The 24,020-nt window shown below is 62.5% G+C and carries 20 protein-coding genes and 1 tRNA gene; 8 read left to right on the top strand and 13 right to left on the bottom strand.

The annotated features are described in order from the left end of the window. The first annotated feature begins 7 nt into the window (after nucleotides 1–7). Entirely contained in the window at nucleotides 8–235 is a 228-nt protein-coding gene (locus tag K0B96_RS09990; RefSeq protein ID WP_220160761.1) for a VF530 family protein, read from the top strand. Here K0B96_RS09990 and K0B96_RS09995 read toward each other — a convergent pair. From K0B96_RS09995 to K0B96_RS10010, 4 genes are all read right to left on the bottom strand, one after another. Next, nucleotides 230–718 carry a DUF1810 family protein gene (locus K0B96_RS09995; RefSeq protein WP_220160762.1) on the bottom strand — a complete coding sequence of 163 codons (489 nt, stop codon included), beginning with the start codon at nucleotides 716–718 and terminating at the stop codon, nucleotides 230–232. The genes K0B96_RS09990 and K0B96_RS09995 overlap by 6 nt on opposite strands. A 68-nt stretch (nucleotides 719–786) precedes the next feature. Beyond that, nucleotides 787–1,737 (bottom strand): iron exporter MbfA, encoded by a 951-nt coding sequence (gene mbfA / locus K0B96_RS10000; protein WP_220160763.1) that lies wholly within the window; start codon nucleotides 1,735–1,737, stop codon nucleotides 787–789. A 182-nt stretch (nucleotides 1,738–1,919) separates the two neighbouring features. Beyond that, the gene (locus K0B96_RS10005; RefSeq protein ID WP_220160764.1) at nucleotides 1,920–2,162 is read right to left on the bottom strand and encodes a hypothetical protein; all 243 of its coding nucleotides are present in this window, start codon (nucleotides 2,160–2,162) and stop codon (nucleotides 1,920–1,922) included. A gap of 185 nt (nucleotides 2,163–2,347) precedes the next feature. Continuing rightward, nucleotides 2,348–2,441, bottom strand: a tRNA-Ser gene (locus K0B96_RS10010). Between the two features lie 226 nt (nucleotides 2,442–2,667). Between K0B96_RS10010 and K0B96_RS10015 the strand changes: the two genes are divergently transcribed. Then, nucleotides 2,668–3,384, top strand: a complete 717-nt coding sequence (locus tag K0B96_RS10015; RefSeq protein WP_220160765.1) for a response regulator transcription factor — start codon at nucleotides 2,668–2,670, stop codon at nucleotides 3,382–3,384. A gap of 275 nt (nucleotides 3,385–3,659) precedes the next feature. Next, the gene (locus K0B96_RS17535; RefSeq protein WP_220160766.1) at nucleotides 3,660–8,717 is read left to right on the top strand and encodes a beta strand repeat-containing protein; all 5,058 of its coding nucleotides are present in this window, start codon (nucleotides 3,660–3,662) and stop codon (nucleotides 8,715–8,717) included. A 132-nt stretch (nucleotides 8,718–8,849) separates the two neighbouring features. Here the strand turns inward: K0B96_RS17535 and ahcY are convergent, their stop codons facing one another. After that, complete coding sequence (gene ahcY / locus K0B96_RS10025; RefSeq protein ID WP_220160767.1) at nucleotides 8,850–10,277, bottom strand: adenosylhomocysteinase; 1,428 nt, start codon at nucleotides 10,275–10,277, stop codon at nucleotides 8,850–8,852. A gap of 11 nt (nucleotides 10,278–10,288) precedes the next feature. After that, nucleotides 10,289–11,512, bottom strand: coding sequence for a methionine adenosyltransferase (gene metK / locus K0B96_RS10030; RefSeq protein ID WP_220160768.1), 1,224 nt, complete (start codon nucleotides 11,510–11,512; stop codon nucleotides 10,289–10,291). 146 nt (nucleotides 11,513–11,658) lie between these two features. On the opposite strand from metK, the gene K0B96_RS10035 reads away from it, so the two are divergent. The 5 genes from K0B96_RS10035 to K0B96_RS10055 are packed head-to-tail and all read left to right on the top strand — an operon-like array spanning nucleotide 11,659 to nucleotide 15,451. Then, entirely contained in the window at nucleotides 11,659–12,804 is a 1,146-nt protein-coding gene (locus K0B96_RS10035; protein WP_220160769.1) for a hybrid sensor histidine kinase/response regulator, read from the top strand. After that, nucleotides 12,801–13,199, top strand: coding sequence for a response regulator transcription factor (locus tag K0B96_RS10040; protein ID WP_220160770.1), 399 nt, complete (start codon nucleotides 12,801–12,803; stop codon nucleotides 13,197–13,199). The genes K0B96_RS10035 and K0B96_RS10040 overlap by 4 nt, the downstream gene beginning before the upstream one ends. Next, nucleotides 13,196–13,381, top strand: coding sequence for a hypothetical protein (locus K0B96_RS10045; protein ID WP_220160771.1), 186 nt, complete (start codon nucleotides 13,196–13,198; stop codon nucleotides 13,379–13,381). The genes K0B96_RS10040 and K0B96_RS10045 overlap by 4 nt, the downstream gene beginning before the upstream one ends. After that, nucleotides 13,362–15,068 (top strand): GspE/PulE family protein, encoded by a 1,707-nt coding sequence (locus K0B96_RS10050; RefSeq protein WP_220160772.1) that lies wholly within the window; start codon nucleotides 13,362–13,364, stop codon nucleotides 15,066–15,068. The genes K0B96_RS10045 and K0B96_RS10050 overlap by 20 nt, the downstream gene beginning before the upstream one ends. A 23-nt stretch (nucleotides 15,069–15,091) precedes the next feature. Next, on the top strand, nucleotides 15,092–15,451 hold the full coding sequence (locus K0B96_RS10055) for an Hpt domain-containing protein (RefSeq protein ID WP_220160773.1): 360 nt from the start codon (nucleotides 15,092–15,094) through the stop codon (nucleotides 15,449–15,451). 24 nt (nucleotides 15,452–15,475) lie between these two features. Here K0B96_RS10055 and mdoH read toward each other — a convergent pair whose 3' ends face one another. The 7 genes from mdoH to K0B96_RS10090 all read right to left on the bottom strand — a co-directional run bounded on the left by mdoH (nucleotide 15,476) and on the right by K0B96_RS10090 (nucleotide 24,009). Further along, nucleotides 15,476–17,572: a glucans biosynthesis glucosyltransferase MdoH gene (gene mdoH / locus K0B96_RS10060; RefSeq protein ID WP_220160774.1), complete on the bottom strand. Its 2,097-nt coding sequence runs from the start codon at nucleotides 17,570–17,572 to the stop codon at nucleotides 15,476–15,478. A 15-nt stretch (nucleotides 17,573–17,587) separates the two neighbouring features. Then, nucleotides 17,588–18,184 (bottom strand): hypothetical protein, encoded by a 597-nt coding sequence (locus K0B96_RS10065; RefSeq protein ID WP_220160775.1) that lies wholly within the window; start codon nucleotides 18,182–18,184, stop codon nucleotides 17,588–17,590. Between the two features lie 61 nt (nucleotides 18,185–18,245). Continuing rightward, the gene (locus tag K0B96_RS10070; RefSeq protein WP_220160776.1) at nucleotides 18,246–19,742 is read right to left on the bottom strand and encodes an OpgD/OpgG family glucan biosynthesis protein; all 1,497 of its coding nucleotides are present in this window, start codon (nucleotides 19,740–19,742) and stop codon (nucleotides 18,246–18,248) included. 3 nt (nucleotides 19,743–19,745) lie between these two features. Further along, nucleotides 19,746–20,678, bottom strand: coding sequence for a uracil-DNA glycosylase (locus K0B96_RS10075; protein ID WP_220160777.1), 933 nt, complete (start codon nucleotides 20,676–20,678; stop codon nucleotides 19,746–19,748). Nucleotides 20,679–20,681: 3 nt separating this feature from the next. After that, nucleotides 20,682–21,278: a riboflavin synthase gene (locus K0B96_RS10080; protein ID WP_220160778.1), complete on the bottom strand. Its 597-nt coding sequence runs from the start codon at nucleotides 21,276–21,278 to the stop codon at nucleotides 20,682–20,684. A 5-nt stretch (nucleotides 21,279–21,283) separates the two neighbouring features. Further along, nucleotides 21,284–22,666 (bottom strand): PDZ domain-containing protein, encoded by a 1,383-nt coding sequence (locus K0B96_RS10085; RefSeq protein WP_220160779.1) that lies wholly within the window; start codon nucleotides 22,664–22,666, stop codon nucleotides 21,284–21,286. Next, nucleotides 22,663–24,009 carry a trypsin-like peptidase domain-containing protein gene (locus K0B96_RS10090; protein WP_255558611.1) on the bottom strand — a complete coding sequence of 449 codons (1,347 nt, stop codon included), beginning with the start codon at nucleotides 24,007–24,009 and terminating at the stop codon, nucleotides 22,663–22,665. The genes K0B96_RS10085 and K0B96_RS10090 overlap by 4 nt, the downstream gene beginning before the upstream one ends. Between the last annotated feature and the right edge of the window lie 11 nt (nucleotides 24,010–24,020).

Raw genomic sequence — 24,020 nt, forward strand, 5'->3', positions numbered from 1 at the left:
TGAGACCATGACGGCACCCGCTTCATCCAACGACCCGCTGCATGGGGTGACGCTTGAGCGACTGCTGACGGAGCTGGTCGAGCAATTCGGTTGGGCCGAGCTCAGCCAGCACGTGAATATCCGCTGCTTCCAGTTCGATCCCAACCTCAAGTCGAGTCTCGTCTTCCTGCGCAAAACCCCGTGGGCCCGCACCAAAGTCGAGCAACTTTACGTGCGGTGGAAGCGTTCACTATAGCGATCGCGCCAATGCGTTGAGCGTGTCGTCGCAGCGCGGGAAACCCGCATCCGTCGCCGCCCCCAGCACGTCACCACAGCGTTCCCGGAGCGTTTGCAATTCCGCGGCCTCACTCGTGCCAACAGGCTTCATCGCACGGGCCGCCCACTCGAAAAGAGTGAGACTCGAGACGAGTTTCAACGCATCTGTCCTTCCGCCCATCAAGCGAACCAGCGGCACTCCGCCGGCAAGTTGCGCCGCCACCACCTCCGTCACGCGCAACAGTCGCCCCCGCAGGGTGGTGTCCGCCAGATAGGCGCATGCCTCGGCGCCATCGCGCACCGCGTAAAATTGTGCCGTGCTCGACCGCCCTAGGCCGGCGAGCTGCGGAAAGACATACCAGATCCAGTGGCTCGTTTTCTCCCCCGTCTGCAATTCGGCCAGTGCGGCCGAGAAACCTTGCCCGCGCTGATTCTGCGCCTCGTGGAAACGTTCGAGTGCCATGTGCCACCGTCGCCGATGAACGCACCCCCGGCAAATCCATCGCTCTCGCGCGCAACCCGCGCGCCAGCTCAGCTCATCCCGATCAGCACACCCGTCAAAAAGACGAGGAATCCTCCAAGCACGACTTGGAAAATCGCGGCGAGCAACGGCGTGTCCATGTAGTGATTGCGAATCCACGCGATGATCCCGAGTTCCACCGCCACCACAGCGATGGCGACTCCGATGGCCGTGCGGACATCCGTGATCAAGAAAGGCAGTGTGTGCCCGATACCGCCCGCGGTCGTCATCACGCCACATACAAATCCTCGCGTCCACGGACGTCCCCGACCGGTGAGGCTGCCGTCATCCGACAGCGCTTCGGCAAACCCCATGCTGATTCCCGCGCCGACACTCGCCGCTACACCCACCAGAAACGTCTCCCAACTGTTGTGCGTGGCGAACGCCGCGGCAAAAATCGGCGCCAGCGTGGAAACAGAACCATCCATCAGACCCGCAAGGCCCGGTTGGACCACTTGCAGAACGAAAAGTCGCTTCTGCGCCGATGCATCCGATTCTTCCGCGCCCGGGCGCGAGTGGCCCATCGCCTCGGCCGTGTGCGCGTGGCGCGTCTCCTCCGCCACGAGATCGCCAAGAAGCTGGCGGATCCCGGCGTCCGTCGTGCGACGTGCCGCGGCCGCATAGAAATTTCGCGTCTCTGTTTCCATCGTCTCGGCCGTGGTGCGCGCCGCCTTGAGTCCCAGCGGTCGCACCAACCAAGCCGGCCGCCGCGTCACGAAGCCCGCCACATCCTGTCGTCGCAAATACGGCAGATGATCGCCGAAACGACTGCGATAAACGTCGAGCAAGCGATGGCGGTGACCATTCTCCTCCTCCCGCATCCGCTCAAACTCCGCGGCAGCATCCGGAAAGTTTTCCCGCAAGCCCTGCGCGAAGCTGTCGTAGATTTTGGAGTCCTCTTCCTCCAGCGAGATGGCGAGCGCTAGAATCTCCCGCTCCGTCAACTGATCAAACGTCTTCACGACCTCCGGATATGATCAGCGACGGGACGACGCAAATCCCAACCCGCACGCTCAACCGCCGTCCCATCCGCTGGGCTTCCGAAGTCCGCCGGTCGGCCAGAGCCCCGCAGCCCGCGACGGGCCAACAAGAGCCGAGTGCGGGCGCACTGACGCTCGCCGGCCACGCGCGCTATCCACTCGCGTTACGTCTTCTTCCTACTCCGGCCCGACGACGTCTTCGTTTTGCTGCGCGACGCCGTGGATTTCTTCTTCGTCTTCGACGACGCCTTTTTCTTTTTCCCTCCGCCCGTCTGTTTGTTGACGGTCGCCCAGGCGCGGGCTTCAGCGGTCTTTTCTTTCACGCCACGTTTTTCGTAGCCTTCTTCGATATGCGCCGCCTGTCGTTTTTGTTTGTCGGTGTAACTTGATTTGTCTCCACGTGGCATGGGTAATTGGGGGTTGTTGCGTTCACGTTAATCACGCGCAGCCGCTGAGAAAATCGGCCAAATGCAGGCAAAGTTCACCCGGTCGCCTCCGAGGCACCGCCTCGGGAAGTCCGCCATGCAGAAGGGTGGAGTCCCGTCACCTACTCCGTGTTTCGCGCGTAGCCTACGCGAGCATTTTGAAAAACTGGCGGAGAGAGAGGGATTCGAACCCTCGGTAAGGATTTAAACCCCTACAACGGTTTAGCAAACCGTCCCTTTCGGCCACTCAGGCATCTCTCCGGAACAGGTCGCCCAGCCAATGCACGCCCCGCCCGAGTGCAAGGCACTTTTTGCGCGACCGCAATATGCCGCGTCAATCCGCGTTGGAAAAGGGGTTCCGGCGCGAAGGGCTGGCTGTCACGCACGGCGAAATTATTGCCACGCCAACACGGCACGCGGGCGGTTTTCCCTTGGCGCATCAGACGAGGGATATTGCATGAGCTGCGCCGCGGCGCTGCGGTGAAACGTGAGCACGTCGCATCCGGATACCCCACCCTCCGCCCGTGTGCTCGTCGTCGAAGACGAGTTGCCGGTCCGGCAGTCTATTGTCGAAGCACTGACGCAGGAGGGTTGGCTCGTGATGGAAGCGGGGCGCGGGCGCGAGATGCTCCCGTTGCTTCGCGAACACGCCTTCGATCTCGTGGTGCTCGATTGGATGCTACCCGGACGCGACGGCTTGGAGTTGTTGCAACACGTCCGAGCGCGGGGTGCACAAACCCCCGTGCTGATGCTGACTCCCGCCGATGGCGTCGATGACCGTGTGATCGGCTTGGAGAGCGGCGCCGACGACTGCCTGGACAAGCCGTTCGTGGTAGCTGAACTCATCGCGCGTTGCCGTGCTCTGCTGCGCCGGCCGTTGCTGAGCATGGGGGATTTTTTGCAGTGCGGAGACCTGCAACTCGACACGCGGAGACGAGTGGCTTTCCGCGCCGGCGAGGAAATCTCACTTTCGCCCCGCGAGGCGGATTTGCTGGAATTTTTCCTGCGCTACCAAGTACAGGTGGTAACACGCGAAATGCTGGAGCACGACGTGTGGAAAGCCTCGCGGCGCTTGACCTCTCTCGACAACGTCATCGACGTGCAAGTGATGCGATTGCGGCGCAAAATTGACGGGGAATATCCTGTCAAACTGCTGCACACGGTTCGCGGTGTAGGCTACCGTCTTGCTGCGGACGCTCCATGAATTCTCCCGTCGCAAAGGCGAAAGAGGGGCAATGATCGCCGGCCGTCCACTTGTCTTGCTTCCAAACCTGACAGAAAGGTAAGGGAGATAGCGTCGTGTGAAACAAGCATCTGGGCGATATTCCCTAGGTGTCTGAAGTGTGCCTTGGTTCGTCAGCGTCCCGCCGCCGTTGGCCGGTCGAAAAGCAGGTGCGAGAAAGTGCTCCCCGCTTCCGGCCGCATGCGATCGGGTTGAACGCGCTTCAACTCGCTCTCCGGGCCGCAACAATCGCGACAGTGTTCCTTGCGGCAACGCTGTGTCGGGCTGCCGAAACCAAGTGGCAGGACGGGAGTGGAAACTCCAACTGGACCAACAGCAACAATTGGACGAATGGAGTGCCGGGTTCGGGTGACAAGGCCACGTTCGATCAAACCACTACCAAGTCCCCGAATATCAACTCCAACACGACGCTTGGCTCGTTGCAGTTTTCCGGCACCACCGACGCAGAAGCGTTCACGGGATCCCGCACCCTCACCCTCAGTGGAGTGGCTGGCGTCGGCATAGATAATCAAGTCGCCCTGACGCAAACGTTCGCGAACAAATTCGCGTTGGACGCGAATCAGACGTGGCAGACGACCGCCGACGCCAGCGGCCTCGTCTTCAATGGCACGATCAATCTCGGCGGCTACGGGCTGACTCTTGCGCTCGCTTCCGCTTCCGGCGAATCGGCGACGATCGAAATCAATGCGAACATCGCGAGCACCGCGGGCGACCTCACGATTACGGGGAACGGCAGTGTTCTGCTCAGCGCCAAGGCCAATTACACCGGCACGACGACGATAGATTCCGGAGCGACCCTCGCGCTTTCCGGGAACGCCACTTTCAACAGCGCGGGCTCCCTTGTGCTGAACTCCGGCGGCACCCTCGAGATGAACGGTATCAGCGATATGGTTTCGAGTCTCGCAGGGGCCGGCGACCTTGAGTTGGGGGCCGGAAAATTGACCATCAATGGCACTACGTCGACCAGCTACTCCGGCCAAATTTCCGGCGTCGGCGGCAGCCTTGACAAGCGCGGCTCCAGCACCTTGACGCTGGCGGGCGACAACGCGTTCAGCGGCGGAGTGACTCTAAACAGCGGCATCCTGCAGATCGATTCGGATACGGCGCTGGGCACGGGCACGCTTGACCTCAGTGGAGGCACCCTGACGTCGACCGCCGATCGCTCGCTGGCCAACGATTTCGTGATGACCGGCGGGTCCACTATCGCGGCGCTGGCGGGCGTGGATTTCACATTCACCAGCGACAACATCTCGCCCGGAAGCGGCAGTCTGACTCTCACCAACGAGTCAGGCACCGGAATCGTTTCGGTCGGCTTTTCGGGCAGCGGCGCGACCTTCGATTTCGATCGCACTCTCACACTCAGCGACAACACCGAGTTGAGATTTCTCAACGGAAGCGGCGTGCAGACGTTCTCGGGCACGATCGCGGGAACGGGCAACGTTATCCGCAATGCCGCCGGCGGGACCACCGTGTTCGACTCCAACAACAACTTCACGGGCAGCCTCGAGTTGTTGGCGGGCACAGTCCAAATCTCCGCCGACAACCAACTCGGCGCCACGCCGGGCTCCCCGACGGCTGACCGCATTATATTTGACGGGGGCACCCTTGCGACGACTGACACGCTCACGGTGAACGCCAACCGCGGCATCACCTTGGCGGCGGGCGGCGGGACTTTTGATGTCGTTTCCGCGGGGGCCGATACGACCTACATGGGCGTGATCGCGGGCAGCGGAGACTTGAACAAAACCGGCGACGGGCTGCTTTACCTCGGCGGAGCGAACACCTTCTCGGGCGATATCGCCATCACCGCCGGCGGCTTGGTGGCCGAAAGCAACGCCGCGTTGGGACCGGGCGGAACGACGTCGGTAGGCAATGGAGCAACTTTGGCGGTAACCGGCGGAGTGACCATTAACTCTGAAACCAACATCACCTTGGAGGGGGATGGGGTGTCCGGCACTGATGGCGCCCTATATAGCATGGCGGGCACCAACGAAATCGATAGTCTCCTCACGTTGAGCGCGGACGCTCGCGTGGTCAGCGCCGCGGATAAATTAAGCCTGTCCGGCGGCATCGCTGGATCCGGAAATAATCTCCTCTTCGATGCCCAAGGCACCAGCGAAATTGCGGTGGACGGCGGCATCGCCACGGGCGCGGGCACGGTGACGAAAAACGACGCCGGCACGCTCACCTTCAGCGGCAGCAGTGCAAACACCTACACCGGCACGACCACGGTCAACGCCGGCACTCTCGTGCTGGCGAAGAGCGGCGCGGCCACCGCCATCGCCGGCAATCTTGTGATCGGCGACGGCACCGGCACCGACACCGTGCGACTTGACGCGGCGAACCAACTCGCGAGCACCTCGGCCGTCACATTCACCGCCGGCGGCACGCCCACGCTCAACCTCAACGGCTTCGCCCAAACGCTCGGTTCCATCGCCAGCACTAATTCCAGCGCGGTGATCGCTTTCGGTTCTCCCGGCGGCGCCACCGATTTCACGGTCGGCGACGCCACGAGCACGACCTACGCGGGCACCTTCACCAGCGGCAACGCCAACGGCCGCCTCGTCAAGGAAGGCGCGGGCGCGCTCACCCTGAGCGGCGCGAGCCCGGGCTTCACCGGCGCGGTGCTCGTCGACCAAGGCACGCTCAAAGTGCAAAACGTCAACGCGCTCGGCAGTGGCACCGCGGGCACTACCGTCGCTTCGGGCGCCACACTGCAATTGGACAGCGTGCTGGCTCCGTTCAACGGCACGCTCACGCTCTCCGGCACCGGGGTCAGCGGTGTCGGCGCGCTTTATGGCACTGGCGGCAACAACCGCTGGGAAAGCAACATCACCCTCGCCGGCGACGCCACGATCGGCACCAACGCCACCGGCTACCTCGCCCTCGGCCTGACGACCACGCGCTACAACCGCGCGCTCTCCGACCCCAGCGGCACACCCACCGACCCGACGACGCTGAGTCTCGGCGCCAACACCCTCACGCTCACCGGCACCACCTCCGCCGCCAACCACATCGCCACCTATATCAACGCGCAAGTCACCGGCACCGGCAACCTCGTCATCGCGATGACCAACGCGACCGACACCGTGCGCATGACCAACAACTACAACCCCACCTTCACCGGCACCACGCAGATCAACAACGGCATCCTCAGCCTCGCCACCCTCTACAACACCTACCCCGCCGACCCCGCGCACCCGAACTTCTTCGCGATCAACGGCCCCGTCGTCATCGGCGACGGCACCGGCGCCGCCAACTCCGCGCAACTCACCATCCAGGCCAACACCTCGATCCTTTACGACGAGATGATGAACTACACCACGCCGATCACGCTCAAAAGCGACGGCCAGTTCAGCCTCCTCGCCGCGCAGACGATCGGCGCCCTCACCTTTAACGGCGGCAATATCGACCTCGGCACCACCGGCAGCCTCTTTCTCAACGACGACGTCACCGTCAACGCCTCCGCCGGCCACACCGCCACCATCACCGGCTCCGGCACCAGCGCCTTGAGCCTCACCATCCACCAAGGCCCCGTCCCGGTCCCCAACGCCACCCGCACCTTCAACCTCGTCGGCGGCGCCGGCAACACCAGCGACCTCACCATCGGCGCCCTCATCTACAACGGCTCCATCGTGAAGACCGGCGCGGGCACGATGACCATCACCTCCGATAATCACGCCGGCTACGAAGGCACCACCACCATCAACAACGGCACCCTCGCCATCACCAACAACAGCGCCCTGGGCCAGTCCGACGGCACCGACACCTCCGCCACCCTCGTCAACGGCAACGGCACCACCAACGGCACCCTGCAGCTCTCCAACAACATCACCGTCACCAACGAAAAACTCACGCTGAACAACACCGGCTACGGCAATAACGGCGCTCTGCGCAACCTCTCCGGCAACAACACCTGGAACGGCGAAGTCGTCGTCAACGACGCCCGCACCCAGTCCGACGCCGGTCTGCTCACCCTCAACAACACCGTCACGATCAACACCGCGTTGGAAGTCACCGGTTCGGGCAACACCACGATCAGCGGCCCGGTCGGCGGCGCCACCGGCACCCTCACCAAGAACGGCACCGGCACCCTCATCGTCTCCGGCACCAACACTTACGGCGGCGCCACCACGATCAACACCGGCGTCCTCAGCCTGCAAAGCAACGCCGGCCTCGGCGCCGCCACCGGCGGCACCACCGTTTCCGGCAGCGGCGGCGCGCTCGAACTCAGCAACGCCGCACACGGCAACCTCACCACCAGCGCCGAACCCCTCGCCTTGAACGGCACCGGCATCAGCGGCAACGGCGCCCTGCGCAATGCCGCCGGCAACAACACCTTTGCCGGCCAAGTCACCCTGCAATCGGCCGCCCTCCTCACCGCCAACACCGGCACCACGCTCACCCTGAGCGGCGGCGTGACCAGCGCCAACCAGGCCGCCACCTTCGGCACCACCGCCAACAACGGCAACATCACCATTTCCGGCGTCACCAACCTCGGCACTGGCAGCCTTACCAAAGACGGCTCGGGCACCCTCGCGATCAACGGCACCGGCACCAACACCACCGGTGCCGCGCACCTCAACGCCGGCACGATCTCGGTGGGCAGCGCGGCCACGCTCAAGACCGGCGCCTTCGACTCGGCCGTCAGCACGACGCTGATCATCGCCAGCGGCGGCACCGTCGTGTCAAATTACGCGAGTGGCAGCACGACGTTTTCGGGCGCGATCGACGGCACCGGCGGCGGCATCTTCCAGAAAGACGGCGCCGGCACGCTCGTCTTCGACCAAAGCTTCAACGCCGGCGTCGGCTCGCAACTGATCCTCAACGGCGGCACCCTGTCACTCGCCAGTGCCGCTCAAATCACCTTCGGCAAGATCCACATCACCGCCGACACCGTCCTCGATTTTAACGGCACCGACGGCACCGTCCTCTCCTCCACCGACCTGGTGATCGACGCCGGCGTCCACATCACGGTCAACAACTGGAAAAGCACCGCGAACCAAGTCACGCAAAGCACCATCTGGTATGCGACCAACACGGTAAACACAGCGGCGCTTGGACCGAGCGACCACCTCGGCAACACGCCGCTCAACCAGATCACGTTCACCAATTACAACGGGATGACGACCACGTGGGTATCCGGCAACCACGACGGCTGGTTCAACGAAGAAATCCGCCCCACGCCCGAACCCGCGACGTATGGCTTGTGCCTGATGTCCGCCGCCGCCGGCCTCCTGCTCTGGCAACGGCAACGCCGCCGTCAGCCCGACGTGGCGCGCCACGTCGCCTGACGGAGAGGTTTCTAACGCCGATTCCTCCGCCGCCGGCGCGCTTGGATCACGAGCGGCGGCACGCCGAGCAGGACGTAAAAAAAAGCGCGCCGTTTGAGGCGCGCTTTTGAGAATATTGGAAGCCGTATCCGCTCAGTAGCGGTAGTGCTCCGGTTTGTAAGGGCCGTCGACGGGCACGCCGAGATACTCGGCTTGCGCCGGCGTCAGCTTGGAAAGTTTCGCGCCGATCTTCTCCAAGTGCAGCCGCGCCACTTCTTCGTCCAGGTGTTTCGGCAGACGGTAAACCGCGACTTTATAGGTATCGCGATTTTGCCACAGCTCGATTTGAGCGAGCGTCTGGTTCGTGAAGCTGTTTGACATCACGAACGACGGGTGGCCCGTCGCGCAGCCGAGATTTACGAGGCGCCCTTCCGCCAGCAGGTAGATGCTGTTGCCACGGGGAAACGTATATAGATCGTATTGGGGCTTTACGTTGGTGCGCTTGGCATCCGACGTGTTGAGCCGATCCACTTGGATCTCGTTATCGAAGTGGCCAATATTGCAGACGATGGCCTGGTCTTTCATCGCGCGCATGTGCTCGAGCGTGATGATGTCCTTGTTGCCCGTCGTGGTGACGTAGATATCCGCCGTGCCAAGCGTGCTCTCGATCGTGTTGACCTCAAAGCCTTCCATCGCCGCTTGCAACGCGTTGATCGGATCGATCTCGGTGACGATTACCCGCGCGCCAAAACCTTTGAGTGAATGCGCCGAGCCTTTGCCGACGTCGCCATAGCCACACACGCAGGCGACCTTGCCCGCGATCATCACATCGGTCGCGCGCTTCAGGCCGTCGGCAAGCGACTCGCGGCAGCCGTAGAGATTGTCGAATTTCGATTTCGTGACGGAGTCGTTCACGTTGATCGCCGGCACCCGCAGCTTGCCCTTCTCGAGCATCTGGTAGAGACGGTGCACTCCGGTGGTGGTCTCCTCCGAAACGCCACGCCATTCCTTGGCGAGCGTGGTCCATTTGAGGGGATCCTCCTGATGGACGCGCTTCAAAACGTTCTTGATCACCTGCTCTTCGTGAGAGCCCGAAGGGGTGTTCACCCAATCGCTGCCTTCTTCGAGTTCGCAGCCCTTGTGAATGAGGAGCGTCACATCGCCGCCGTCATCGACCACGAGTTGCGGCCCCTTGCCGCCGGGGAACGAAATCGCCCGCAATGTGAGATCCCAATATTCTTCCAGCGTCTCACCTTTCCACGCGAAGACCGGCACGCCGGAAGCCGCGATCGCCGCGGCGGCGTGATCCTGGGTGGAAAAAATATTGCAGGACGCCCAACGCACGTCGGCTCCGAGGGCGGTCAGCGTTTCGATCAAAACCGCGGTTTGGATCGTCATGTGCAATGACCCGGTGATGCGCACGCCGGCCAGCGGTTTGGCAGCGCCAAATTTTTTGCGCACCGCCATCAAGCCCGGCATTTCATGCTCGGCGATGACGATTTCTTTGCGCCCCCAATCGGCGAGCGAAAGATCTTTGACGTGACAGTCGGTGAACGAGGAAGAGGGAGCGATATTGGCCATGGTGGTATGAATCAGGCGTGATGTTCGACGGCGGTGCGGAGTTCGGCGGCTTTGTGCGTGGATTCCCACGGCAGGCCGTCTTTGCCGAAATGGCCGTAATTGGTCGTCTGCCGATAAATCGGGCGCAGCAGATCAAGCTGCGTCACGATGTCGGCTGGTTTGAAGCTGAAAACTTTCTGCACTGCGGCCGTGATCTGCTCATCGGACACGCCCAGCTTGGCGGTGCCAAACGTCTCCACCCGCACGGAGACGGGTTTCGGATGTCCGATCGCGTAGGCAAACTGAATCTCCGCGTGCGTGGAGAGTCCCGCGGCCACAATATTTTTCGCGACCCAACGGCCCATATAGGCGGCCGAGCGATCCACCTTCGAGGGATCTTTGCCCGAGAACGCGCCGCCGCCGTGCCGGCCCCAGCCGCCGTAGGTGTCGACGATGATCTTGCGCCCGGTCAGACCCGAGTCGCCTTGCGGTCCACCGACCACAAAACGCCCGGTCGGATTGATGAGATATTCGGTGTTTTTGCTGAGCATTCGCGCGGGGATGACGCGCTTGATGACCTTCTCGATCAGCGTTTTTTCGATCGTCGCGTGGTCAACATCCTCGGTGTGCTGCGTTGAAATCACCACGTTGCTCACCTCTACCGGTTTGTCGTTCTCGTAGCGCACCGACACTTGGGACTTCGCGTCCGGCCGCAGCCATTTCACACGGCCGGATTTGCGCAGGCTCGTGAGCGCCCGGCCCAACCGGTGCGCATACATGATTGGCGTCGGCATCAGTTCTTCGGTTTCGTTGCAGGCATAACCGAACATGATGCCTTGGTCGCCGGCGCCCTGTTCATCCGTCTTTTTGCCCTTGGCGCGCCGGGCATCGACGCCTTGCGCGATGTCCGGAGATTGTGCCGTCAGGTAGTTATTGATAAACACGCTATCGGCATGGAAAACGTCGTCTTTGTTGACGTAACCAATCTCGCGAATGGCATCGCGCACGACTTGCCCGAGGTTGATGGCTTCGTCGATCGGCTTCGTCGTGCCTTTGCGGGCATCCTGCAGTTTCGGAATGGTGATTTCGCCGGCGAGAATCACCATATTGGACTTCACCATGGTCTCGCACGCCACGCGGCTGGTGCGATCAATCGCGAGGCAGGCGTCGAGAACGCTGTCGGAAATCAGATCCGCGACCTTGTCGGGATGACCTTCGCCGACCGACTCGGAGGAAAAAACAAAGGAGGAAGCCATGGTGGTAAAGGATGAGACGAAAGGCCGTGCGGCGCGTCTGCAAGGTTAAATCAACATATTTCAATCGCCTGATACGATGAAATCTCTGCTTCCTTTGCCCTCCGCACTTGCGCGCTCCTTCGCCGGCGGAAATGCTCCCGCCGGCCATGCAGAATTCCGCGGCGTCTTTGCCTCCCTTCGCCTTTGCCGGACGACGAATCCTCATCGTCGATGACGACCGCATGAACTTGCGCATCCTCGGCGGGATCCTGAAAGCCGATGGTTATACGTTGATCGAAGCCGCCACCGGCGAGCAGGCCATCGAGCTTTACGCCGCCGCGTCGCCGGACCTGGTGCTCCTCGACGTGATGATGCCCGGTATCAACGGCTTCGAAACCTGCCGAAAACTGCGCGAGACCTACCGATCCGATTGCGCGCCCATCATTTTCATCACCGCCAAGAGCGATTCCGACGATGTCGTCGAAGGCTTGGCGGCCGGCGGTGTCGATTATCTACCCAAGCCGTTTCAGGCCAAAGAGGTCCTCGCGCGCATCCGCACCCATCTTTTCAACCAGCAACTGATCGAAGAGCAGCGCAACCTCGTTGAAGCCCTCAGCCGGGCCAATGCCGCCAAAAACCGCTTTCTGGGCATGGCGGCTCACGATTTGCGCAACCCACTCGCGTCGATCCGCGCCCTTGCGGAGTTTCTGCGCGATGGGACGTTTGGGCCGCTCAATCCCGAGCAACTCGACCTGATCAAAACCATCCACGAAGCCTCGCATTCGATGCTCGATCTCGTGAATGAGCTGCTCGACGTCGCCACGATTGAGGCCGGTGAGTTGAAAGTCTCGCTCGCTCCGCACGATCTCGTCGAAGTCGTGGGTAAATGCGTCGCGATGGAAAATCTCGCCGCCGCCCGCAAGAAGACGCAAATCGTCCCGCAGCATCCCGCCGCGGCCATGATCACGCAGATGGATTTGCCCAAAATCAAACAGGTCGTGGAAAACCTGCTGAGCAACGCCGTCAAATATTCGCCGCCCGGATCGACCGTGAGCGTCCAGTTTTATCGCACGGCCGATATGGTCGGCTTCGGCGTGATCGACCAAGGCCCGGGGATTCCTGACGCCGAGCGCGACAAACTCTTCCAAGATTTCGGCCGTCTTTCCGCCCAACCGACGGGCGGCGAGAAAAGCACCGGCTTGGGCCTCGCCATTTGCCGAAAAATTGTCGACGCTCACCGCGGATCGATCACCGCGGCGAATCGCTCCGGTTCCGGCTGCGAATTCCGCGTTTCCCTCCCCCTTTCTCCATGACCCTCCCCGGCCCCTTGCTGATCGTCGATGACGAGTCCCACGTCCGTAAATTTCTTCAAATTCTCGTTCGGCAGCTTGGCATCACTCATTGCCTCGAAGCCGCCAATGGCGAAGAGGCGTTGGAAATTTACGCGCGAGAGCGCCCCGCCGTGGTCCTGCTCGACATCAGCATGCCGGTGCTGGACGGCCTCGCCACGTTGCAACGCCTGCGTGAAATCGATCCCGACGCCATTGTGGTGATGCTCACCTCCATGACCAACCGCCAATCCGTCGAGGAAGCGCTGCGTCACGGCGCCGCCAACTACATTCGCAAGGACACGCCGAAGGAGGAGGTGATGACCGCCCTCCGTGAGACCTTGGAAGAATATTTTCCGTCTCAACCCTCCTCTCCATGAACTCGCCCTCTCATCCGCCGGCCGCCATCACGGAAGTCCGCTATTCGCTGCCCGCGATGTTGGCGGAAATCCGGGCCGAACGCTCCGCCGGAGCCATGGCCATGGACAAACTGGAGCAGCAGGAAATCACCAAGTTGTTTAAGAGCCGCAATGCCCGCCGCCGTGCCAAACCCCAAAAGTAAACGGTTCGTGGACGAAGTGCGCAAACTGCGCGACTTCGATTCCCCGCAGGAACTCGCCCGGCTCGTCGAAATCCACGGGCTCACGCCGCAACTCGTCGACGCGCTGATCGAGCAGCGTCTCTTGCAAAAGGACGAGGCGTGCCGCGTCTGGGCCAACACCCTGGGACTGGCCTACGTTGATCCCTTTGCCTCCCTCATCACCGACGAGGCGATCGAGAAAATCCCGCAGGAGATTGCGCGCAAAACGCAGGCGATCGGTCTCTACGTGCTCAACGGCGTGCTCACGGTCGCGATGGCCGACCCCACGCAAGCCGATACAGTCAAACGCCTGAGTCAGATCGTGCAGATGCCCGTCAGCCCGGTCTTCGCGCTGCCGAAGGAAATCGAAGACGCCGTTTCCGTTTACTACTCCACCGAAAAAAACGTCGAAGAAAGCCTCGCCGAGCTCGAGCGCTCCCAGGTTTTCGATCAGCCCGAGCAGGTGGGCAACAAGCTCACCCAACTCGCCGAATCGAACCAGCTCACGCGGCTGCTCGACGAAATCATCTACTACGCGCTCCGCGAACGCGCCACCGACGTCCACATCGAAGCGCAACAACACCTGTCGCGCATCCGCTTCCGCATCGATGGCCGTCTGCGCGAAATGCTCACGTTTTCGCGCAAACTCCATCGCGTCGTCATTTCGCGCATCAAGATCCTCTGCAATCTCAACATCGCCGAAACGCGTTTCCCCCAGGACGGCCGGTTTGCGATCCCGATCGGCACCCAGTCCGTGCAGTTTCGCGTGTCGACGATTCCGGCGCAGCACGGCGAGAAGGCTGTCATCCGCATCCTCGCCTCAACGAACAAACGCGCCATGTTGACGCTCGACCGGATGATGATCTCCGGTCCCGTGATCCAGCCCTTCAAGCGGCTCATCCAAAACCCCAACGGCATCATCTTCGTCACCGGCCCGACCGGCTCGGGCAAGACCACGACGCTTTACGCCGCGCTGAATGAGATCAACGCACCGGGCGTGAACATTTCCACGATCGAAGACCCGATTGAAATCGAACTCGTCGGTGTCACGCAGACCCAGGTCAACTCGCACATCGATCTCAAGTTTGCCACCGTGTTGCGCGCGCTTTTGCGGCAGGATCCGGACGTCATTCTCATCGGCGAAATCCGCGATTTGGAAACCGCCAACATCGCCACCGAAGCCGCCCTCACCGGACACTTGGTTTTCGCGACCCTGCACACCAACAACGCCGCCCAAGCGGTCGTCCGCCTCCTCGAACTCGGCGTCAAACCCTACATGGTCGCGCCCTCGATCATTGGCGTGCTCGCGCAACGCCTCGCCGCGCGCATCTGCGAAAACTGCAAAGAGTCGTATCAACCCTCTCGCGAGGTGTTGCTCCGCTATTTCGAAGAGGAAGGCTTGGAGGATGTCCCCTTCTATCGCGGACGTGGCTGCCCCGCGTGCCGGGGCACCGGTTACAAGGGCCGCGTCGCGTTTCACGAACTCGTGCTCATCACCGAAGAGATTCGCACCCTCATAGCCGAAGGCCGCAGCGCTGCCGATATCAACAAGGCGGCCGCCAAAGTCGGCTACCGTCCCCTGCGTTACGATGGATTGAAGAAGGTGCTCATGGGTCTCACCACGATCGAAGAAATCGACGAAAACACGTCGTTCGAGTGGGCCACCTGACGCCGGCTTCCGCCTCTTTCCTCATGGACACCACTGTCATTGACCCCGAGGCCATCGCCGGCCTCCGCGCGCTCAACCCCGACGACAACGACGAGTTTCTCCGCGAAATCGTGGGCATCTTCCTCGAAGACACTCCCGCGCGCATCGCCGAATTGGACCAATCCCTCGCCGACGCCGACACACCCCGTTTCGTCCGTGCAGCTCATAGTATCAAAGGGAGCTCCGCCAACCTTGGGGCCACCCAACTCCGCCATGCCGCCGAGCAACTGGAACGCCACGGGCGCGACCGCGGCCTCGCCGACACCGCGCCGCTGATCACGTCGATCAAATCCGAGTTCGCGCGCGCCCGCCAGGAACTCGCCGCGCTGGTGGGCAGCGCGTAGTCCCGCCGTCGCGCAGCCCGGGACTCAGCTCAGCTCCGGCACCAGCACATTATGCTGGCGCATCCCGAGGCGCCACCACTCGGCCACGCTGTGCCCCGGCCGCCGCCACAATTCCGCGTGGAGCCACACCATCGATTCCGCGTCCATTAACAGCGCCATTTTTTCGCGCGCAGAAAGCCGGGCGGGACCATCCACCAGCAGCCTCTGCCGCAACTGCGCAAACCACTCGCGCGACTCCTCCACCGTGCGTCGCGGGCGCAAGAGCGAGACGTGCATCGCATTCACGTAAGGATCGAGCACCGCCCGCATGAGCCCGTAATCCTGCCGCACCGGCTCCAACGGCGCCAACCGCCCCGCCCGCCGCGCCAGCCCGCTCTGCAATTCCACCAGCACCGGCGGTGGTTGCGTCTCCTCCGGCGTATCAAACAGCCCCTGGCGGGCCGCTTGTTGTCCACGATTCACGCTGCCTAGCACCAGCGTAATCGGCACGGAGAGCACGAGACCAGCGATCACCGGGCTCAGCCACACAAAGACGTCGGGCGCGAGCACCAGCATCGACCCGCCCCAAACAACACCGAACAAAGTCTGCCCTCCGTGGGTGACGATCGCCTCCCGCCAATCCACGCCGCCGCTCTCGCTGCGCCGCCGTTGCTTCGCCCACGAAACGCCCTGCCCGAAAATCGTGAACAGCACGAATTTCGTGTGAAACATCATGTTGATGGGCGCGAGAAAGACCGACGTGACCGTCTCCAGCAGTGCGCTCGCAAGCAGACGCCCCCGACCGCCAAACGCGTTCGCCAGCGCAGTGTCGCTCATCGTGGTGATCGTGGCCGCAATCTTCGGCAGGAACAGCAGCACCATTGTGAAGATAAAGAGCGGCAGCGACGCCGGCACGCCATGCAGCGGCAGCATCGCCGAATTCCCGGGGCGCAATACCCGCAACGTGCTCAGGCCGAGAAAAAGCAACCAAAGCGGGGACGACACATAGGCCAGCACACCCATCAGCAAATGAAAGCGATTCGCCGGCAGGAAACCGCGCGCCGTCAGCAGCCACGTGTGCTGCAAATTCCCCTGGCACCACCGGCGGTCCCGCTTGGCGCTGTCGATCAACGTCGGCGGACCTTCCTCGAAACTGCCGTCCAAATCATGCGCCAGCCACACCGCCCACCCCGCTTTGCGCATCAACGCCGCCTCCACGAAATCGTGCGAAAGGATCCGCCCGCCAAACGGCTCGGTGCCCGGTAAATCCGGCAACGCGCAATGCTCGATAAACGGCTGCACGCGAATGATCGCGTTATGCCCCCAGTAGTTCGCCTCGTGCTGCTGCCAGTAATTCAAGCCGGCCAGAAACAGCGGGCTGTAAACGCGGTTCGCGAACGATTGCATGCGCGCATACAACGTCTCTCCTGCGACCAGCCGCGGCGCCGTTTGGATGATCCCCACGCGGGGATTGCGCTGCATCATCGCCGTCAGGCGCACGATCGCGTCGCCCGTCATCACGCTGTCCGCATCCAACACGATCATGTATTGGTAGCGCCGGCCCCAGCGGCGCAAAAAATCCGCCACGTTCCCCGCCTTCTTATTAATCGCGACTCGCCGCTTCCGGTAAAATATCCGCCCGAAACCACCCACTTCCCGACACAGTTCCGTCCACGCCACCTCCTCCTCGATCCACTGGTTCGGATCCGTCGAATCACTGAGGATGAAGAAGTCGAAATGTTCGCCCCGGTTGGTCGCCTGGACCGAGCGATAAATCGCCCGCAACCCCTCGAACACGCGCCCGACCTCCTCATTGTAAACGGGCATGATCACAGCGGTGGCGGCGAGCGGCGCCGCCTCGTCGTCGCTGATCGTCTGACTGATCCGGCAAGTATCCCCGCCGCGATTGACCACATACAAGCCCACCATCGCCGTGCAAAATCCCGTCGCGATCTGCGCAAACAACACCGCGAACACCAACGCGAGCAGCACTTCCACGAAGCCGACCGGCCCGGAGCGCCAGAGCAAATCCACCATGAACCATGTCGCCACCGAAGTGAGTGCGAAGATGCTCGTGAAATAGAGCGTCCGCCGCCGCCCCAGCCGCCGGGCGTCCATCTTCGCGAAGTTAACGTCTTTCATGAGATGACGTGCGGCTCATCGCGTGGCGTGAAACGCTGCCGCCAAAGCCACGATGAAGATCAGCCACAAGCTCACCGTGCGCAGCAGCGGCCAGCGCGCGAAATGCTCCAACGCATCCCCGGCCGCGTCGCTGATCGGACCGAGATCGATCGGCTGCGGCACCATGCTCGAAACCGACATATCCGGGCCGGCAATGATCTCCATGGTGGTGAGGGCCTGCGTCAATTCCGGGGGCACTTCGTCCGCGAGAAACACTTCCGGCCATCGCTCCGGCGCATTCGCCAGCAGCAACGCCAACCGGCCAGGGATGGCGGCGCCGCCATGGGACAATTCTCGTTCCGCGGCGAAACGCCGGAACCAACCTTCGATCGTCTCCTCCATCTCCTCCGCCGCGACGACCACCGGGTCGCGCGCGGGATTACGTTCGTGGCGCAGCGCCGCCCGTTTGAGTATCTGCACCGCAAGCTGCGTCGCATACAGCCGGTTGTAGATGCGATGAGCGCGAAGATATTCTTCGACGCGCGCATACGCCGCATTCCACGCCTCCATCGCGCCGGTCCGCGGGTGAAACGTTCGGCTCAGCTCGTTGAAATCGAAGACGGATGTGCTCATGGGCGCAGACCTCCTGCCGACGCTTCGCAGACATCAAACTCGTGGTCGCTCCCCGTGGTGCTCATGGATTCCAGAGGTAGCTCCATGTCTCGCTTAAAACGTGGGTTCCGCTTCGGAGGTAACACCGCAGTTCGACGGGACGGTCCGGCGCATCCGGTGTCACGACAAACGCCGTGCGCCACGTGGCGTTGAAGGCATTGCGCTGGATCGTCGCCGGTTCGGCGAGTTTGCCGCCCGTGACGACCGTTACCACCGACTCGATTTGCGCATCCGGCGCGGCCTTGTCCAAATCGCCACCGGCGAAATCGACCAGAAACCGGCGTGCCGCGCGATTACCTTCCACCCCGGCCAGCCGGGTCGCAATCGCTTTCCCGCCCGGTGGCTCGACCGCGTTCAACGTCCAATGCATCCGATAGTGCAGATCAATCACGTCGCCGCGCTTCAGCGCCTTGGCCGGCACCCAAAACGCCACCACGTTGTCGTCGACCTCCTGCTGGGTGGGGATCTCCAGGAGACGCACCGCACCCTTCCCCCATTCGCCCTTCGGCTCGATCCAGACACTCGGCCGCGCATGATAATACGCTTCCAAGTCCTCATAAGAGGCGAAACTCCGGTCTCGCTGCAGCAGGCCGAATCCGCGCAACGCCGTGTCGTTGAAACTCGCGACCTGCACCGCCGCTGGGTTGGTGAGCGGGCGCCACAACCATTCGCCCGAACTCAGATGCAACAGTAGTCCGTCCGAATCGTGCACCTCCGGTCGGAAATCGCCCCGCGGCCGCTCGGTGTTCTCCGCGTGCCAGAACATACTTGTGAGCGGCGCGACGCCCAGCCCCGCCACGTTCTTCCGCGCATACACCACCGCATGCACGTCGACGAGCGTCTCGTCCCCCGGTGTCAGCTCGAAGCGATACGCGCCCGCTACGCTCGGACTATCCAAAAGGGCGTAGAGCACGAGCGTGGAGGACTCCGGCGCTGGTTGCTCGATCCAGAATTCGGAAAAGCGGGGAAACTCTTCCGGCCCGGGACCGCCGGCGTTCAACGCCAGCCCGCGCGCGGACAGCCCGTAGTGCGCGCCCCGGCACAGCATCCGAAAGTAGCTCGCACCGAGAAACGCCCCCACTTCGTCGCGCGCCTTGTTCAGCGGATACAAAATCCGAAAGCCCGCAAACCCCAGCGACGCCGGCAGATTCCCCAGCGGCAAGCGGTCGTAGTCGAACATGTTTTTCGAGAATGGAATGGGGCGCGCCACACCATCGCGCACTTCGTTGATCACCACGGCCTCGTGATAGAACAACCCGAGATGGAAAAATTGCAGCTGGAACGGCAGCTTTTCAGCCCGCCACCACGTGGCACCATCAACAAAACGAATGCGGCGATATTCGTCGTAACTCAATTTCTCCAAACTGATCGGCAGCGTGGCGGCTGGCGCGACATACGCATGGCTCGCAAGCGCCTTCGCCCGCGCTTCCACCACTTCGAAATCAAACGCCGGCGCCGCGAGCGCGCTCAGCACGCCGGCAAGCCCCAGGCACCATAATCCGCGAGTAAGCCAATTCATCACTCAGAGAAAAAATCCCCGCTGCTTCTCCGAAATCGGCAGGCCCGCCCGCTCCATCACCTTCAACAAATCATCCCAGATCATCCGTTTTTTTCGATTGGTGGGTTCACGCAAAATGTAGCTGGGATGATAAGTCACCATCAACGGCGTCCCGGCGAATTCGTGCCAGCGCCCCCGCACCTCCCCGAGCGTTCGAAAACTGTCGAGCCCCAGCAACCCGTGGGCGGCCGTGGAACCGAGCGCGACGAGCAACGCCGGCTTCACCACGTCGATCTGCGCTTTCAAATACGGCAGACAATAGCCCATTTCCTGCGCAGTCGGCGGACGGTTGCCCGTCTGATCGCCGCCTCCGGCCATCGGCATCTGCGGGCGCCAGTTCATGATGTTGCCAATGTAAACCTGCTCCCGCTGCAATCCCATGCCCGCGACCATTCGCGTGAGCAATTGTCCAGCGGGTCCCACAAACGGTTCGCCTGCCACTTCTTCGTCCGCGCCTGGAGCTTCGCCGACCAACATGATGCTCGCGTCGAGATTACCCGTGCCGAACACGACTTTCTTGCCCGGCCGCACATGAGCGTTGCAGACGGGATCTCCCAATACGCGTTCGCGCAACGCCTCCCATTGCGTGCGTTTATCACCTTCCGGCAACGCAAATACGGGCGGCGCAGGGATCGTGTCGTCCTGCGCGCGGGCCGCCGCGGCGCGCGGCAGCGGTGACGGTGGGGCTGACGAGTTTGTGGAGGATTCCGGAGCATCAGCGGCAATAGGTTCTGGCTGGACCGGTGATTCGCCGGCGGGTTGCACCCGGGCGTTTTTTTGCGCGGCGACCGCGCGCCGTAGCGTCGCGAGCGTCGCCTCTTCCACGGCCACGCTTTTCACGCCGTCCGCTTTGAGACGCTTCAATTCCGCTGCGAGTGCGAGCAAGGCCGTGCGCATGATTCAGGTGGAGCGGCCCACCAGCAGCTTCTCGACGTATTTGCCGAGCAAATCGAACTCAAGGTTGACGAACTCGCCCGCCACCCGCCGTCCAAGATTGGTCACCGCCAGCGTCGTCGGTATCAGCCACACGGCAAAAGCATCGTCTTCCACTTCCGCCACGGTGAGCGAAATGCCGTCGATTGCGATGCTCCCCTTGTGAATCAGATAACGGCCGCCGTTTTTCGGTCCGCGCACGCGAAGATAGCAGTCCTGCCCACGGGTCTCCAAGATTTCGATCTCGCCCACGCCATCGATATGCCCGCTGACAAAATGCCCGCCAATTTTGCCGTTGAACGAGAGGCTCTTCTCCAAATTCACCACGGAGCCCGGCCGCAGAAAGCGAAAGTTGGTCAGGCGCCGGGTTTCTTCCAGCACGTCGAATCTCAATTCTTCGTCGTCGAACGCCGTCACCGTAAGGCAGCAGCCGTTGACGGCCACGCTGTCGCCCACGGCCAAGCCTGCCCGCACGCGCTGCGCGGCGAGCCGCAGGGACCACGCCGCCGCCCCTTGCTCGAAGGCAAGCACGGCGCCTGTTTCTTCCACGATGCCGGTAAACATAAACGTTATTTCAGTTTGATGCGGAGCACCGCCGTCTCGCCCCCGCGGCTCACGAGCAGCACGAATTCCGCGCGCTCCGTCGAATGATCGATCGCGGTCAGACGCTTCACCGCGTCGGCAAAATCCTTCGCCGGTTCGCCGTCGATCTCTTTGATCCAGTCGTCGGGCCGCAGACCGGCGATGGCCGCGGGACTGTTTGGTTTGACGAAATTGGCGATCACGCCCGTCGCCCCGGCGAACGTCTCGTGGCGCACCACGGCATCGCCAAACACGAGCTCGCGCACGGTGAATCCAAACCGGTCGAAATAGTGGCGTTCCGCTTCGCGCATGAGTTTCGGTTCATCGACCAGCGTCGCCTTGATTTCCACGCGTTGCCCGTCGCGCAGCACGGTGATCGGCAGCACATCGCCGGGTTGATGCGCCGCGATCGCACGCTCCACGTAGCCGACCACGCCGCTCTGCGGCCGGAAGCGCGGGAGCGCGCGGCCATCCAGCGCGACAATCACGTCGCGCGGCTTCAGGCCGGCTTTTTCGGCCGGGCTGTTTTCGAGCACCTCACTCACCACAGCGGCGGATTGCTGATCGAGCTTCATGAACCGCGCGACTTCCGCATCCAAAGGCTGCAGGCCGTATGCGCCGAGCCACGCGAGCGGCCGGCCGTAAATGTTCTTCGGCACGCGCAGAAAATAAGGCCGCGCCTCCGCCGCCACTTGAAACGCGCTGCTCTCCTCGATGTTGACCAACATGACCGGCTCGCCCGCCCGCTCCGTCCGCGAGAACTCCAAAAAACTCTGCCCGAAAGACGACAACGCGACTCCCACGAATTCGCCCGCCCGGTTGAACACCGGCAATCCCGGGCCCGCGATTTCCGTTTGCGCGATCGCGGTGCGTTGCGGCAGCGACTGCAGCAGTGCAACCCTGCCCGACAACAAATACGGCATGAAATCCTCGTCCTTGCCGCGGAGCGCGATTCCCCACACGTCGGCCCCGATCGAGGGTTCTACATCTTTGGCGGCATAAAAATTGGAAATCGGCACGAGCTTCGACCGCAGAGGCTCATCCACGCGCACGAAATGCCAGCCCGACACCGCATCCTGGCCGAGGTAATGCGCGGGCACGCTCACCGAATCGCCCGCCGCATAGGCTTTGAAATCCTTGTATTGGTCCAAACCAAACCGCGGATTGATCGCGGCAGACGGCAGCACGATCGTGCCCTCATCGTCGATCACGGTGCCATAAGCGGTGGTCGGTCGCCGATCGATATCCGTCTCGACCACGAACTCCACCGCCGCGACTGACTTCGTGCGCTCGGCCCACAGCGCCGAAAGGTCGCTCGCCTGCGCGGTCAAAACCGCCGCCAAGAAAAGAAGAAGTCCGCGAAGTCTCATGGTTTTAAAATGAAGAGAAATACCTGACGCCCCCGGCGCACCTCGACAAGCGTCGGCTCCGGGTGCGCTGCAAACGCTGCGTGTTGCGTCTTCATCACTTCAAGGTCGGTGATCACCTGCTGATTCACCTTCGCGATGATATCGCCGCGCTGAATGCCCGCCACGTCAGCCGGAAATCCCGGCTGCACGCCGATGACCAGCACGCCGTTATCGTCGGCGAGTTGATTTTCCCGCGCGAACGTCCGGGAAACCTTGCGCACGCTCACTCCCCAGCGCTCAAACGCCCATTCCTCGCCCACGCGGCTTTCCAGTTTTTCAGTGGCGATGGGATAATCGCGCGTCTCGGCCCCGCGCTTGATCCTGAGCGTCACTTTCGCTCCTAAAGGTTCGCTCGCGATCAAGTCTTGGATGGCCGGGAGTTGCTCCGGAAACCGCCCATCCACGGGGCGGCCGTTGATCGCCAGCAAAATGTCGCCTCCGCGCAGGCCCGCGCGCGCCGCTGGCGACCCCACATCGACACTGTTGACGAGCACGCCGGTGTTGAGCTGCAACGCGTAAAATCCCTCAAGGTCCCGCAGGGGTGCCGGCACGAGGCCGATGTAGCTCCGCGTGATCGCGCCATCGCGCAGCAGCGCCGCCAGCACCCGCTTCGCCGTGCTCGCGGGTATCGCGAACGCCAGATTATCCGCCCCGAGGTAGCCGCGCGAATTGATGCCGATCACGCGCCCGTCCTCCGTCACGAGCGGTCCGCCCGAGTTGCCCGGATTGATCGCCGCGTCCGTTTGCAACCACGTGTTAAACGCGCCCGTCTCGTAGCCGCGCACGCCGCGGTTGTCCTGCAAATAGCGGTTGTTGTTGGAAATGATGCCGCGGGTCACGGTGCGCGCCAAACCATGCGGCGTGCCGACGGCGTAAACCGTCTCCCCCGGCACCAGCTTGTCGCTGTCGCCAAACTCGGCGCGCGAAAACGAAAGATGGCGGCGCTTCACGTCCGCCATGTCCAACCGCAGCACGGCGAGATCCGTCCAGTGGTCCCAGCCCACCAGCCGCGCGTTGACCCGCTCAAGGTTGGCCAGCGTGACGTTCACCTCGACGGCGCGGGGACTGACGACGTGGGCGTTGGTAAGGATCACCCCATCATCGGTCAAAATCACGCCGGAGCCGATGCTCGCAGAGAAGCGTTTTCCTCCCGCCTCGAACGCAATCTCCCGCACCTCGACGTTGACGACTGCATCGAGCAAACGCGTAAAACCACGACTCGGCGCCGCCGCCCGCGCGCACGAAAGCATCGCCCCGAGGCCGAAGACGAGGGCGAAGATTGACCGGGAAATTGAAAAGTTCACAGTGGGCGGTT

It is taken from the genome of Horticoccus luteus (assembly GCF_019464535.1).
Classification (GTDB): Bacteria; Verrucomicrobiota; Verrucomicrobiia; order Opitutales; family Opitutaceae; genus Horticoccus; species Horticoccus luteus.